This is a genomic window from Kocuria cellulosilytica, from assembly GCF_040981245.1.
Classification (GTDB): Bacteria; Actinomycetota; Actinomycetes; order Actinomycetales; family Micrococcaceae; genus Kocuria; species Kocuria cellulosilytica.
On record NZ_JAVFWZ010000007.1, the window covers coordinates 128,994 to 143,163 of the forward strand.

Consider the following 14,170-nt stretch of genomic DNA (forward strand, 5'->3'; position numbering starts at 1 on the left):
GGCTCAGTCCCGGTGGGGCTCGTGCCGGCCCGCGGTGGTGAACATCGCGCGCAGCTGCGCCTCGCCCTCCGTGGTGGAGACGAAGAAGAGCTGGTCGGCGCCCTCGACCACGTCGTCCCCCGAGGGGGTGATGGGCACGCCGTCGCGCAGGATGGCCACGAGCGCCACGTCCGGCGGCCACGGCACCTGGGAGACCATCGTGGCGATGATCGGGTGCTCGTGGGGCACCGTGTAGGCCGAGAGGGTGGCCCCGCCCGTCTGCAGGGTCAGCAGCCGCACCACGTCGCCGACCTCGACGGCCTCCTCCACGAGCGCGGTCATCAGCCGCGGCGTGGACACGGCCACGTCCACGCCCCAGGCGTCGTCGAAGAGCCACTCGTTCTTGGGGTTGTTGACCCGGCCCACCGTGCGGGGCACGCCGAACTCGCTGCGCGCCAGGAGCGAGACCACGAGGTTCGCCTTATCGTCGCCCGTGGCGGCGACGACGACGTCCGTGTCCTCGAGCCCGCCCTCCCGCAGGGTGGAGAGCTCGCAGGCGTCCCCGATGATCCACTGGGCGCCGCGCAGGTCCGAGCGGCCGATCACCTCGGGCTTCTCGTCGAAGATCACGACCTCGTGCTGGTGGGAGAGCAGCTCCCGGGCGATCGAGGCGCCCACGGCGCCCGCGCCCACGATGACCACGCGCATCAGGCTCCTCCCCGCGAGGTGTCGTCGGATCCGGGCGCGTCCTCGGACTCCCGGCGCAGGGAGTTGGCGAAGTCGAGCACGTCCGGTCCGGGCCGGCGGGACAGCACGCGGGACACGGCCTCGACGTCGTCGGTGCGCATCATGGCGTGCACCACGTCCCCCTGCTGGTAGCTCATGTCCGGACCGGGCAGGACGCCCTCCCCGAAGCGGGTCACGAACGCGATCCGCACCCCCGTGGCCTCCTCGATGGCGTCCAGGTGCAGGCCGGACCAGGAGTCGTCCAGGGACAGCTCGCCCAGCTGCAGCCGTCCCGAGGCCTCGCGGAAGTCGGCCGTGATGGTCTGCTCGGGCAGGATCCGGCGCAGCGCCTGGTCGGCGCTCCAGCGCACGGCGGCGACGGTGGGGATCCCCAGCCGCTGGTAGAACTCCGCCCGGGAGGGGTCGTAGATGCGGGCCACGACGTGGCGGACCTTGAACGTCTCGCGCGCCACCCGGGCCGCGATGATGTTGGAGTTGTCCCCGCTCGAGACGGCCGCGAAGGCGTAGGCCTCCTCGATCCCGGCCCGGCGCAGCACCTCCTGGTCGAAGCCGAGGCCGGTGACCTTCTTGCCCTCGAAGGACTTGCGCAGCCTCCGGAAGGCGCGGTCGTCCTGGTCGATCACCGCCACGGTGTGCCCGGAGTCCTCGAGGGTGTGGGCGACCATCACGCCGACGCGCCCCACCCCCATGATCACGAAATGCGCCATGCCCCTCAGCCTAGGTCACGCCCGGGCGCGCGGCGGGCAGCCGGTGCGGCGGACAATCGGTGCGGGACGGACTACCGTGGGGAGCCGTGCAGAGCATTCCCCGGGCCGTGCGGCGCGCACTCGTCGGCAAGCCCATCCACAACGAGCGGTTTGTCGACGCCGTGCTGCCCAAGCGCACGGCGCTGCCGGTCTTCTCGGCGGACGCCCTCTCCTCGGTGGCCTACGCCCCGGACGAGATCATCCTCACGCTCGCGCTCGCGGGGACCACGGCCGTGGCGGTCTCCCCCTGGGTGGGCCTGGCCGTGCTGGTGGTGCTCGCCGTGGTGATCACCGCCTACCGGCAGAACGTGCGCGCCTACCCCTCCGGCGGCGGCGACTACGAGATCGTCTCCAAGAACCTCGGCCGCACCGCGGGGGTGGGCGTGGGCGCGGCTCTGATGGCCGACTACTCCCTCGTCGTGGCGGTGTCCATGGCCACCGCCGCGCAGTACGTCTCCGCGGCGCTGCCCGCGCTCATCGGCTGGCGGGTGGAGCTGGCCGTGGCCGGGATCCTGTTCGTGGGCCTGCTCAACCTCCGCGGCCTGAAGTTCATGGGCCGGGCCGCGGCCGTGCCCACCTACTTCTTCCTCGCCGTCCTGGCCGCGCTGCTGCTCGTGGGCCTGGGCCAGGACCTCACCGGCTCCCTCGGCGACGCCCCCAGCGCGGACCGGGAGGTCCTGCCCGCCGCGGGCTTCGACGCCGGGCTGGCCGGTCTGGCGGGCGCCCTGGTGGTGCTGCGGGCCTTCTCCTCCGGGGCCGTGGCGCTGACCGGCGTGGAGACCATCACCAACTCGGTGCCGTACTTCCGCAAGCCCCGCGCGGCCAACGCGGCGGCCACGCTGGGGGTGCTCGGCGCCCTCGCGGCGGCCCTGCTGGCCGGCGTGATGTACCTCGCGGACCGCACGGACGTGGTGGTCGTGGGCGACCCGGAGGAGCAGCTGCTAGTGGACGGCCGGCTCCCCGGGCCCGACTTCTTCCAGGACCCCGTGCTGGGCCAGCTCGCCAAGACCGTCTTCGGCACCGACTCCCTGTGGTTCTTCGTGCTCGTCGCCGCGACCGTGGGCGTGCTGGTTCTCGCCGCGAACACCGCCTTCTCCGGCTTCCCCACGCTCGCCTCCCGGCTGGCGCGGGACGCCTTCCTGCCCCGGCAGCTGCAGGCGCGCGGGGACCGCTTCGCGTTCACCAACGGCATCCTGCTGCTGCTGCTCGTCGCCGTGGTCCTCACCGTGGCGTTCGGGGCCAACGTCAACAGCCTCATCCAGCTCTACATCGTGGGCGTGTTCGTCTCCTTCACGCTCACGCAGGCCGGCATGGTGCGGCACTGGGCGCGGGTGCGGCGGATGCGCCCGCACCCGGGGGTCCGCCGCGAGCTGTTCGTCCGCCGGGCCGTGGCCCTGGTCGCCTTCGTCCTGTGCGCGGCGGTGCTCGTGGTCGTGCTCGTGACGAAGCTCACGCAGGGCGCGTGGATCACCATCGTGGCCATCGCCGTCCTCAGCGCGGTCATGGCGGGCGTCCGCCGGCACTACGACGCCGTGGACGCCGAGCTCGCGCTGCAGCCCGACTCCCCGGTCCGGGCCCTGCCCTCGCGGGTGCACGCCATCATCTACGTCTCCTCCGTGCGCAAGCCGCTCATGCGCGCCCTGGCCTACGCCCGGGCGTCCCGGCCCTCGACCCTCGAGGCCGTCGTCGTGGACACGAACGCCTCGGCCACCGCCCGGATCCTCGCCGAGTGGCAGCGCCTCGAGATCCCGGTGCCCGTCACGGTCCTGCACGCGCCCTACCGGGACACCATCGGCCCGGTCCTCGACCACGTGCGCGGGGTGCGCCGCAAGTCCCCCCGGGACCTGGTCGTGGTGTACCTGCCCGAGTACGTGGTGCGGCACCGGTGGGAGCGGCTGCTGCACAACCAGGCCATCCGGCCGCTGCGGGCCCGCCTGCACCAGGAGCGCGGGGTCATGACGGCCTCCGTGCCCTGGCACCTGTCCTCCGCCTCCGGCGAGGACACGGGCCCCGAGTCCGCCCCCGAGCAGAGAGCGTCCCAGCCGTGATCCCGTCCCGCCCCCCGGTCCCCGCCGGGTCCACAGAATCCGCAGGGTCCGCCGAGCCCGCCGAGCTCGAGCTGCGCCTGGGCCCCGTGGCCCACGGCGGGCACACCGTGGCCCGCACCGGCGAGGGCCGCGTGGTCTTCGTCCGCCACGGCCTGCCCGGCGAGCTGGTCCGCGTCCGCCTCACCGACAGCGGCCCCGCGGCCCGGTTCTGGCGGGGCGACGTCGTGGCCGTCCTCGAGGGGGACCCCGGCCGGCGGACCGAGCACGTGTGGGCCCCGGCCGACCCCCTGCTGACCTGGCGGCGCGGGGAGCCGCCCGTGGGCGGCGCGGAGTTCGGCCACGCCGAGCTGCCGGCCCAGCGCGCCCTCAAGGCCGCCGTGGTCACCGAGCAGCTCTCCCGTCTGGCCGGGCTCGAGGCCCGGGTCACCGTCGAGGCCATGCCGGGGGAGGACCCGCAGGGCCGCGGCTGGCGCACTCGCGCGCACTTCGCCGTCGACCCCGCGGGCCGGATCGGGATGCACCCCCACCGCAGCGCCGCCGTGGTGCCGGTGGACTCCTTCCCGCTCGTCGTCCCCGCCATCGACGGGCTGCGGCTCGGGCGGCTCGACCTGCGCGGGGCGGAGCGGGTCGACGTCGCGGCCCCCGCCGACGGCGGGACGCCGCTGGTGCACCTGAGCCTCGCCCCCGGGGCCGACCGGGAGCGGCTGCGCCACGAGCTGGCGCGCCTCACCGCGGACCGGGACGTCTCCGTCACCGCCCGCGCCGATGGTCAGCGGCGGCCCGAGACCTGGGCGGGACGGCCGTCCGTCGTCGAGCACGCGGGCCCGCACCGCTGGGAGGTCTCCGCGGAGGGGTTCTGGCAGATCCACCGGGCCGCCCCCGGGCTGCTGCACGGTGCGGTGCCCGCGGCCGCCGGGGCCCGCCCGGGGGAGCACGCCCTCGACCTCTACGCGGGTGCGGGCCTGTTCACGGCCGCGCTCGCGGACGCCGTGGGGGAGACGGGCACCGTCCTGGCGGTCGAGGGCTCGCCCGTCACCAGCGCGGACGCCCGGCGCACCCTCGCCGGCCGGCCGGGGGTGCGGGTGGAGCGCGGGAGCGTCGACAAGGTGCTGGCCCGGACGTGGCCGGAGGCGGCACCCGCGCGCGGCCGGCGCCGCCCGGCCCGGGGCGGCGCCGTGCCCCGCCCCGACGTCGTGGTCCTGGACCCGCCCCGGGCTGGCGCCGGGCGGGCCGTCGTGGACCGGCTCGTGGCGCTCGCGCCGCGCCGGATCGCGTACCTCGCGTGCGACCCGGCCACGCTGGCCCGGGACCTCGGCCGGTTCCGCCGCGCCGGGTGGCACGTGCGGGAGGTGCGCGCGTTCGACATGTACCCGAACACCCACCACGTCGAGACGCTGGCGGTCCTCGAGCCCTGACGGCCGCCGCCCGCTGCGTGACGGCGGCCTCCGGGGAGGTTCGGGGTCACGGGGCTCACACGGGCTACACTGACAGTGACTGTTCACGGGAGAACGCCCGGCCATGTGCCGGTGTCCTCCCGCGGGCGTTTCCATGACGGTGGCGAGAGGAGTTCCACGCATATGAGCACGGTGGACAGCTTCGGGGCCAAGGGCGTTCTCGACGTCAAAGGCACCGAGTACGAGATTTTCCGACTGAACACGCTGGAGGGCGCGCAGAAGCTCCCGTACAGCCTGAAGGTTCTGCTCGAGAACCTGTTGCGCACCGAGGACGGCGCCAACATCACCTCCGAGCACATCGAGGCCCTGGCCAACTGGGATCCCACGGCCGAGCCCAGCATCGAGATCCAGTTCACCCCGGGCCGGGTGATCATGCAGGACTTCACCGGTGTGCCCTGCATCGTGGACCTCGCGACCATGCGCGAGGCCATCGCGGACCTCGGCGGCGATCCCGCCCGCGTGAACCCGCTCGCCCCGGCCGAGCTCGTGATCGACCACTCCGTGCAGATCGACTCCTTCGGGACCTCGGACTCCATCGGGATCAACATGGACATCGAGTACGAGCGCAACGGGGAGCGCTACCAGTTCCTGCGCTGGGGCCAGACCGCGTTCGACGACTTCAAGGTCGTGCCCCCGGGCATGGGCATCGTCCACCAGGTCAACATCGAGAACCTCGCCCGCGTGGTCATGACCCGCGAGGTCGACGGCGCGCTGCGCGCCTACCCGGACACCTGCGTGGGCACCGACTCGCACACGACCATGGAGAACGGCCTGGGCGTGCTCGGCTGGGGCGTGGGCGGCATCGAGGCCGAGGCCGCGATGCTCGGCCAGCCCATCTCCATGCTCATCCCGCGCGTGGTCGGCTTCAAGCTGACCGGCCAGATCCCGGCCGGCGCCACCGCCACCGACGTGGTGCTGACCATCACCGAGATGCTCCGCGACCACGGCGTGGTCGGCAAGTTCGTCGAGTTCTACGGCGAGGGCGTCGGAGCCGTGCCCCTGGCCAACCGCGCCACCATCGGCAACATGAGCCCCGAGTTCGGCTCCACCGCCGCGATCTTCCCGATCGACGACGTCACCCTGGAGTACCTGCGCCTGACCGGGCGCTCCGACGAGCAGATCGACCTCGTCGAGGCGTACGTCAAGGAACAGGGCATGTGGCACGACCCCTCCGAGGAGATCACCTTCTCGGAGTACCTCGAGCTGGACCTCTCCACCGTGGTGCCCTCGATCTCCGGGCCGAAGCGGCCGCAGGACCGCATCTCGCTCACCGACGCGAAGGCGCAGTTCCACGAGGACATCAAGAACTACGCCACGCACGTCGACGACGCCGCCTCCGGCGACAGCGTGGACGACGTCGCGGCGCAGTCCTTCCCTGCCTCGGACGCCCCCGGCTACACCGCGGACGACCACCAGTCCGAGGCGGACCGCCCCCGCGAGCACCACGCCTACGCCGAGGACGGCCGCCCCACCAAGCAGGTGCCGGTGACCATGCCCGACGGCCGCGAGTTCGAGCTCGACCACGGCGCGGTCTCGATCGCCTCGATCACCTCGTGCACCAACACCTCGAACCCGTCGGTCATGATGGCCGCGGCGGTGCTGGCGCGCAACGCCGTCGAGAAGGGGCTCAAGGCCAAGCCGTGGGTCAAGACCTCGATCGCCCCGGGCTCGAAGGTCGTCACCGACTACTACGAGAAGTCCGGTCTGGTCCCGGCCCTGGAGGAGCTCGGCTTCTTCATCGTGGGCTACGGCTGCACCACCTGCATCGGCAACTCCGGTCCCCTCGAGGACGAGATCTCCCAGGCCATCCAGGACAACGACCTGGCCGTGACCTCGGTGCTCTCGGGCAACCGCAACTTCGAGGGCCGGATCAACCCGGACGTGAAGATGAACTACCTGGCGTCCCCGCCGCTGGTCATCGCCTACGCCCTGGCCGGCAACATGGACTTCGACTTCGACAGCGAGCCCCTGGGCCAGGACGCCGACGGCAACGAGGTGTACCTCAAGGACATCTGGCCGGACCCGGCCGAGGTGCAGAAGATCATCGACGCGTCCATCGACACGGAGATGTTCACCCGCGAGTACGGCACCATCTTCGACGGCGACGAGCGCTGGCAGAACCTGGACACCCCCACCGGCAAGACGTTCGAGTGGAACCCGCAGTCCACCTACGTCCGCAAGCCCCCGTACTTCGAGGGCATGACGATGGAGACGACCCCGGTCGAGGACATCTCGGGCGCCCGCGTGCTGCTGAAGCTGGGCGACTCGGTCACGACCGACCACATCTCCCCGGCGGGCTCGTTCAAGTCCGACACCCCGGCCGGCAGGTACCTCATCGAGAACGGGGTCCAGCGCAAGGACTTCAACTCCTACGGTTCGCGCCGCGGCAACCACGAGGTCATGATCCGCGGGACCTTCGCCAACATCCGGATCAAGAACCAGCTCCTGGACGGCGTGGAGGGCGGCTACACCCGCGACTTCACGCAGGAGGGCGGCCCGCAGGCCGCCGTCTACGACGCCGCGATGAACTACCAGGAGGCGGGCGTCCCGCTGGTCGTGCTGGGCGGCAAGGAGTACGGCTCCGGGTCCTCGCGCGACTGGGCCGCGAAGGGCACCTCCCTGCTGGGCGTCAAGGCGGTCGTCGCCCAGAGCTACGAGCGCATCCACCGCTCGAACCTCATCGGCATGGGCGTGCTCCCGCTGCAGTTCCCGGCCGGGGAGTCCGCGGACTCCCTCGGCCTGGACGGCACGGAGACCTTCGACATCCAGGGGGTGACCGGGCTCAACGAGGGCAGCATCCCGAAGACGCTCAAGGTCACCGCCACGAAGGAGGACGGCTCCACCGTCGAGTTCGACGCGGACCTGCGCATCGACACGCCGGGCGAGGCCGACTACTACCGCAACGGCGGCATCCTGCAGTACGTGCTCCGGCAGATCGCCCAGTAGGGGTCCCCGTGCGCGCGCCGGCGCGCGCGGGGAGGAGCCGGCGATCGATCGCCGGCTCCTGATCCCAGGGCGTGCACAGCGCGCAGGGGCCCGGTCCTGGAACGGACCGGGCCCCTGCGCGCTGACGGCCCTGTCGGAACGACCGAGTAGGATCGGGGGAGCGCGCCGCCCCGGTCCCTCCGGGAGACGGCGCCACCGACCACGACGCCGAGGACTGCGGGAGAAACCATGAGCGTGCTGGAGCGGGTGTCCGGGCCCGAGGACCTCGCGGGGCTGAGCCGTGCGGAGCTGGGCCGGCTGGCCGAGGAGATCCGCGAGTTCCTCGTCACCCACGTCTCCGCGACGGGCGGTCACCTGGGGCCGAACCTGGGAGTCGTCGAGCTGACGCTCGGGGTGCACCGGGTCTTCGACTCGCCCAAGGACTCCGTGGTCTTCGACACCGGGCACCAGTCCTACGTGCACAAGCTGCTCACCGGCCGCCGGAACTTCGAGACCCTGCGCCAGGAGGGCGGCCTCGCGGGCTACCCGGACCGCCGGGAGTCCGAGCACGACATCGTCGAGTCCTCGCACGCCTCCTCGTCGCTGTCCTGGGCCGACGGCATCTCGCGCGGCTACGCCATGACCGGCCGGCACGACCGGCACACGGTCGTGCTGGTCGGGGACGGGGCGCTGACCGGCGGGATGGCGTGGGAGGCCGTCAACAACATCGCCTCCGACCGCGACCGCAAGGTCGTCATCGTGGTCAACGACAACGGCCGGTCCTACGCCCCCACCGTGGGCGGCTTCGCCAACCACCTCGCGGAGCTCCAGGCCAGCGTGCAGCAGGGCGTGGACGCCGTGCGCACCGACCGCCGCTACGAGCAGACCCTCGAGACCGTGAAGGACCTGCTGAAGCACTCCGGCCCGGTGGGCGAGATGCTCTACCGGGGCCTGCACGGGATGAAGCAGGGCATCAAGGACGTCGTGGTGCCCCAGGGCATCTTCGAGGACCTGGGCATGAAGTACGTCGGCCCCGTCGACGGGCACGACCTCGAGGCCGTCGAGCAGGCCCTGAGCAACGCCAAGAACTACGGCGGGCCGGTCATCGTGCACGCGATCACCGAGAAGGGCCACGGCTACGGGCCCGCGACCGCCAACGAGGACGACCAGTTCCACGCCGTGGGCGTCATCGACCCCGTCACCGGCCGCTCCACGGCGACGAGCTCCGAGCGCAGCTGGACGGCGGTGTTCTGCGACGAGATCGCCCGGATCGCCGACGAGCGCGAGGACGTCGTGGGCATCACCGGCGCCATGCTCATTCCCGTGGGGCTGCAGAAGATGCAGGCGGCCCACCCCGACCGCGTCGTGGACGTGGGCATCGCCGAGCAGCACGCCATCGCCATGGCCGCCGGCATGGCCTACGGCGGGCTGCACCCCGTGGTGGCCCTCTACGCCACGTTCCTCAACCGTGGCTTCGACCAGCTCCTCATGGACGTGGCGCTGCACCGCGCCGGCGTCACGGTGGTCCTCGACCGGGCCGGGGTCACCGGCCCGGACGGCCCCAGCCACCACGGCATGTGGGACCTGGCCCTGCTGCAGATCGTCCCCGGCCTCCACCTGGCCGCCCCGCGCGACGAGCCGACCCTCGTCGAGGAGCTGCGCGAGGCGGTGGCCGTCGACGACGCCCCCACCGTCATCCGCTATCCCAAGGGCGCCGTGGGCGCCCCGGTGCCGGCCGTCGAGCGGCTGACGGACGGGGTCGACGTGCTCGCGCGCCGCGGCGGGGAGAGCGGGACGGTCGGCGCCCGCCGGGACGTCCTGCTCGTGTCCGTCGGCGCCATGAGCGGCCTGGCGCTGGACGTGGCCGAACGGCTCGAGGCCCACGGCGTCTCCGCCACGGTGGTCGACCCTCGGTGGGTGCTGCCCGTGCCGGCCTCGGTCATCGAGCTCGCGGCTCAGCACCGGATCGTGGTCGTCGTCGAGGACGGCGTGCGCGCCGGCGGGATCGGCTCCCGGATCCGCCAGGAGATGCGGGCGGCGGGGGTCGACACCGCCCTCAACGAGGTGGGCCTGCCCACGGAGTTCCTGCTGCACGGCTCCCGCTCCCAGGTCCTGGCCCGGGTGGGCCTGACGGCCCAGCGCGTCGCCCAGGACACGCTGGCGTCCGTGCTGGGGACCCGCGTTCCCTACGCCCGCCCGGTGCCGGGCGAGGACCCCGCCGGGCAGGACGCCGTGCCGGAGACCGCCGAGGACGCCGGCGGGGCCTCGCTGCCGCGCTCGCGCCGGGGCTGAGCCCGCTCTAGCCGAGCAGGATGCGGCCGCCTTCCACGCTCGCGGGGTACGGCTCCAGCCCGGTCTCGGCGGGACCGGCCAGCACCTCGCCCGTCGTGAGGTCGAACTGCGACGAGTGGCACGGGCAGACGTAGAGCTCCTCCCGCGGGGTCACCATGCAGCCCTGGTGCGGGCACACGGGGGAGAACGCGACGACCCTGTCCGGCCCCGGCCGGCTCACGACGGCCTGCACGCCGTCCCGGTCGACCTTCACGGCCGAGCCGACCGGCAGGTCCTCCACGGGGCCTGCGTCCACGGGGGCCGCGCCGCCGGTGCCGCCCGTGCCCCCGCCCGCCGGCGGGTCCTGCCCGGCGCACCCGGCGAGCAGCGCGCCGGACCCGGCCAGGCCGAGGACGGCGCGCCGGGAGGGCGCGGACGGAGGGGGCGGGAGCTCGGCCATGACGGTCCTTCCGGGCGGGGATCTCGGGGTGCGCCGCCAGTCTAGGCGGCGGACCCCTGAGTTCGCCCGGTCCCCGGTGCGGCTCCCCGGGTGATCGCTGTGAGCGGAGCAGCACGGCCCCGGTGTCCGCCGAGCCGGTTCGTCAGTAGGATGATGAAGACATCAGTCAGCGGGACGAGCCGTGCACCACCGGCTCCGCCCCGGACCCGGCCGCCGCGCCGGGACCGACGGAAGGACAGCACCATGATCAAGCGACTCATCTTCGTCACCGGTTTCGGGGTCGGCTTCGTGGTCGGCTCGGCCTCGGGCCGCAAGAGCTACGAGGCCCTGAAGCAGAACGCCGTGAAGACCTGGCAGGACCCGAAGGTCCAGGAGAAGGTCTCCGAGGGCACCGACTGGGTCAAGTCCGAGGTGCCGGTGGTCGGCGGCAAGCTGGCCGACAGCGCGAAGAAGGCGGCCGACACCGTGGGCACCAAGGCCTCCGACGCGTCCTCGTCCGTCAAGGAGAAGGTCTCCGGCTCCTCCGCGGGATCCGGCTCCTCCGAGGGCACCGCCTCCAGCACGACCGCCTCGAGCGCGGGGACCGCGAGCACCGGCTACACGGACCTGCAGGACGCGAAGCCGGTCACCCCGGAGAGCCCCCTGGACCCGGCCGAGCCGCACCCGGCCCCCGGCGACCCGCAGAACTGACCCCCGGGCGCACCGCCTCCGAGGGGGCCGTGCGCCAGGACGCCCACGACGACGGGTCCCGGCCGGACGGCCGGGACCCGTCGTCGTCGGCGCCCGGGGCCCGCCGGTGCCGGAAGGAGCGGACCCGGGAACGGCTCAGGCGGCCGGCGTGTCCTCGCTGCCGGCCGGCGGCTGGTCGCGCTCCGCCTGACGGGCGGCGCGCTTGCGGGCCCGCAGCTCCCGCCAGGCCGGGCCGAGGACCGGCGCCGTCAGCTCGACCTGCCACCGGCGCGCCCCGAGATCCCGCAGCCGGTCCGCCACCGCCTGATCGGTGGTGCTCTTCGGCGGCTGCCAGCAGAAGCGCCGCAGGTGCTCCGGGGTGAGCAGGTTCTCGGTGGGCAGCTCGTGCGCCTCGGCGAGCTCCGCCACGAGCGGCTTCAGGACCTTCAGCCGTGCCGCGGCCTCGGGCCGCTTGACCTCCCACGCCTTCACGGGCGGCAGGGCGTCGGACTTCACGGTGAAGGGGACCAGCTCGGTGGCGTTGCGGGCCTCGGCGATCGCCCGCAGCCAGCGGGGGGCCTCCCGAGCCGCGAGCCGGCCGTGGAAGCCGGGAGTGGCCAGGAGCTGCGGCACGGTGCGCGGCATCGCCGTCGCGGCCGCGACCAGGGCGGCGTCGGGCAGCAGCCGGCCGGGGGCGACGTCCTTGTACTGGGCGAGCCGCTCCCGCTCCTCCCACAGACCGCGCAGGGCGGTGAGCTGGCGCCGGCCCTTCACCTTGTTGATCCCGGACGTCCTGCGCCACGGGTCCTGGCGCGGCGGGGCCGGCTCGGCGGTCCGCACCGCCTCGAACTCCTCCAGCGCCCACTCGAGCTTGCCCTTCTCCCGCAGCAGCTCCTCCATGGCCCAGCGCAGCTGGATGAGCATCTCCACGTCCAGCGCGGCGTAGTTCAGCCAGTCCCGGGGCAGCGGCCGTCTCGACCAGTCCACGGCGGAGTGCTCCTTGGCGAGCGTGTAGCCCAGCAGCTCCTCCGTCTCCGCGGCCAGGCCCACGCGCCGGAGCCCCGCGATGCGGCCGCCCAGCTCGGTGTCGAAGAGCCGGTCCGGCTCCATGCCGAGCGCGCGCAGGGAGGGCAGGTCCTGGGTGGCCGCGTGCAGCACCCACTCCACGCCGGAGAGCGCCTCGCCCAGGACGGCCAGGGACCCGGTGGCCTCCGGGTCGATCAGGACGGTGCCCACGCCCTCGCGCCGCAGCTGCACCAGGAAGGCGCGCTGCCCGTAGCGGAAGCCGGACGCCCGCTCGGTGTCGATCGCCGCCGGGCCGGAGCCCTCGGCGACGGCGGCGGCGGCCCGTTCCAGGCCCGCCACGGTGTCGATCACGGGCGGGATCCCGTCGAAGGGCGCCGCGAGGTGGACGCTGTCGGGGATCTCGAAGTCCTCGAAACCGGCGACCACGGGGGTCGAGGGCTCGTCGGGCGCGGATCGGCGGTCGGCTGGGCTGGTCAAGGAGCGTCTTCGATTCTGTGTCGGCCCCGGCGGGGCGCGTGCGGTTCGGTGGTCAGCGGCGCGGGTGCAGCACGGTCACGCCCGGCGGATAGGGCGGCAGCCCCGCGAACGTGCAGACCGTGTCCGCCCAGGCCGCGAGGTGCGGAGCCACGTCGGATCCCTCGGGCGTCCAGGAGGCCCGCAGCTCGACGTCGGCTCCCTCCTCCTGGTCGCCGAGCAGGCCGAAGCCCTCGGCGAGGACCCGGGACGCGGTGCCGCCCTCCCGAGAATATCCGGCCCGGTGGCGTTCCAGGGCCTCGAGGAGCCAGGTCCAGGCGATCGCGCCCGCCGTGTCGTCGCAGCCGATCTCACGGCCCGCGGCCGCCCGTGCCCAGGTGACGATCCGGAACGCCCCGCCCCACGCGGCGGGCTCGGACGGGTCGTGCAGGAGCACGAAGCGCCCCGTGGCCAGTTCGTCGCCCGCGGCGCCGGCCGGCAGGCCCAGGTCCGCCGCGCTCGGGGTGCCCGCCGGCCGGGCCCCGGGACCGGCGGGAAGGAGCGCGCCGCGGAGCCGGACGGGCGGGGTCCGCACCTCGGCGCGCACCGCGGCGGCGAACGGGGCGAGGTGCGTGGGAGCGGGGATCGCGGTGAGCTCGACGCCCTCCCGGCGGCCGGTGCGGCGCAGCTGCTCGAGGGCGTCCTGGAACCCCTCGTACACCTCGGACAGGCCGTTCACCGCGCTCACACTGGAAGGGTAGGCCGTCCGGGCGTCCCGGCCGGCCGTGCCACGCCGCGAGCGCGCGACCGGCATGGCACGGGTCACGTCCGCCGCCCCGGGCGGGCGCGGTCAGGAGGCGGCGGGCACGAGGCGGACGGAGACGGAGTTGATGCAGTACCGCAGGTCGGTGGGGGTCGGGAAGCCCTCTCCGCCGAAGACGTGGCCCATGTGCGAGTCGCAGGCGGCGCACCGGACCTCCACCCGCTCCATGCCCAGGGCGGTGTCCTTGATGTAGCGGACGCGGTCCTCGGCCAGCGGGGCGTAGAAGGAGGGCCAGCCGCAGTGCGCGTCGAACTTGGTCTCGGAGCGGAACAGCTCCGCCCCGCACGCGCGGCACTGGTAGACGCCCTCGGTCCTCGTGTCCCAGTACTCGCCGGTGAAGGGCCGCTCCGTGCCGGCCTCGCGCAGCACGTGGTACTCCTCGGGGGACAGGATCGTGCGCCAGTCCTCCTCGCTGCGTCCGGTGCTGCCGGGGTGGTCGCCGTGGCTGGTGGTCTCGCTCATGGTGTCGTCCTCCGGGACGGGGTCGGTGCTCCGGGGAGCGGGCTCCGTGCGGGCCCGCCCGGCGGTCCGCACGGGGCGGCTCGGCGCCGCGGGGGCGCGGACCGCCC

General features: G+C 73.8%; 11 protein-coding genes. 5 read left to right on the top strand and 6 right to left on the bottom strand.

Features of this window, described 5'->3' with window-relative positions:
• Nucleotides 1–3: 3 nt before the first annotated feature.
• Together RCG67_RS11875 and RCG67_RS11880 are read right to left on the bottom strand one after the other, a co-directional pair.
• Nucleotides 4–687: a potassium channel family protein gene (locus tag RCG67_RS11875; protein ID WP_058873671.1), complete on the bottom strand. Its 684-nt coding sequence runs from the start codon at nucleotides 685–687 to the stop codon at nucleotides 4–6.
• Nucleotides 687–1,433 carry a potassium channel family protein gene (locus RCG67_RS11880; protein ID WP_368826470.1) on the bottom strand — a complete coding sequence of 249 codons (747 nt, stop codon included), beginning with the start codon at nucleotides 1,431–1,433 and terminating at the stop codon, nucleotides 687–689. The genes RCG67_RS11875 and RCG67_RS11880 overlap by 1 nt, the downstream gene beginning before the upstream one ends.
• 86 nt (nucleotides 1,434–1,519) lie before the next feature.
• Between RCG67_RS11880 and RCG67_RS11885 the strand changes: the two genes are divergently transcribed.
• The 4 genes from RCG67_RS11885 to dxs all read left to right on the top strand — a co-directional run bounded on the left by RCG67_RS11885 (nucleotide 1,520) and on the right by dxs (nucleotide 10,191).
• Nucleotides 1,520–3,520, top strand: coding sequence for an APC family permease (locus RCG67_RS11885; protein WP_368826472.1), 2,001 nt, complete (start codon nucleotides 1,520–1,522; stop codon nucleotides 3,518–3,520).
• Complete coding sequence (locus RCG67_RS11890; protein ID WP_368826474.1) at nucleotides 3,517–4,935, top strand: class I SAM-dependent RNA methyltransferase; 1,419 nt, start codon at nucleotides 3,517–3,519, stop codon at nucleotides 4,933–4,935. The genes RCG67_RS11885 and RCG67_RS11890 overlap by 4 nt, the downstream gene beginning before the upstream one ends.
• Before the next feature lie 162 nt (nucleotides 4,936–5,097).
• Complete coding sequence (locus RCG67_RS11895; protein ID WP_368826476.1) at nucleotides 5,098–7,920, top strand: aconitate hydratase; 2,823 nt, start codon at nucleotides 5,098–5,100, stop codon at nucleotides 7,918–7,920.
• Nucleotides 7,921–8,148: 228 nt separating this feature from the next.
• Nucleotides 8,149–10,191 carry a 1-deoxy-D-xylulose-5-phosphate synthase gene (gene dxs, locus RCG67_RS11900; RefSeq protein ID WP_368826478.1) on the top strand — a complete coding sequence of 681 codons (2,043 nt, stop codon included), beginning with the start codon at nucleotides 8,149–8,151 and terminating at the stop codon, nucleotides 10,189–10,191.
• A 7-nt stretch (nucleotides 10,192–10,198) separates the two neighbouring features.
• On the opposite strand, the gene RCG67_RS11905 is transcribed toward dxs, so the two are convergent.
• Nucleotides 10,199–10,630, bottom strand: a complete 432-nt coding sequence (locus RCG67_RS11905; RefSeq protein WP_368826480.1) for a Rieske (2Fe-2S) protein — start codon at nucleotides 10,628–10,630, stop codon at nucleotides 10,199–10,201.
• A gap of 243 nt (nucleotides 10,631–10,873) precedes the next feature.
• On the opposite strand from RCG67_RS11905, the gene RCG67_RS11910 reads away from it, so the two are divergent.
• Nucleotides 10,874–11,320, top strand: coding sequence for a hypothetical protein (locus RCG67_RS11910; protein ID WP_368826482.1), 447 nt, complete (start codon nucleotides 10,874–10,876; stop codon nucleotides 11,318–11,320).
• 135 nt (nucleotides 11,321–11,455) lie between these two features.
• Here RCG67_RS11910 and RCG67_RS11915 read toward each other — a convergent pair whose 3' ends face one another.
• The 3 genes from RCG67_RS11915 to msrB all read right to left on the bottom strand — a co-directional run bounded on the left by RCG67_RS11915 (nucleotide 11,456) and on the right by msrB (nucleotide 14,063).
• Nucleotides 11,456–12,802 carry an HRDC domain-containing protein gene (locus tag RCG67_RS11915; protein WP_438612666.1) on the bottom strand — a complete coding sequence of 449 codons (1,347 nt, stop codon included), beginning with the start codon at nucleotides 12,800–12,802 and terminating at the stop codon, nucleotides 11,456–11,458.
• Between the two features lie 52 nt (nucleotides 12,803–12,854).
• Nucleotides 12,855–13,526, bottom strand: a complete 672-nt coding sequence (locus RCG67_RS11920) for a DUF3000 family protein (RefSeq protein WP_368826484.1) — start codon at nucleotides 13,524–13,526, stop codon at nucleotides 12,855–12,857.
• Nucleotides 13,527–13,628: 102 nt separating this feature from the next.
• Nucleotides 13,629–14,063, bottom strand: a complete 435-nt coding sequence (gene msrB / locus RCG67_RS11925) for a peptide-methionine (R)-S-oxide reductase MsrB (RefSeq protein WP_368826486.1) — start codon at nucleotides 14,061–14,063, stop codon at nucleotides 13,629–13,631.
• Nucleotides 14,064–14,170: the final 107 nt, after the last annotated feature.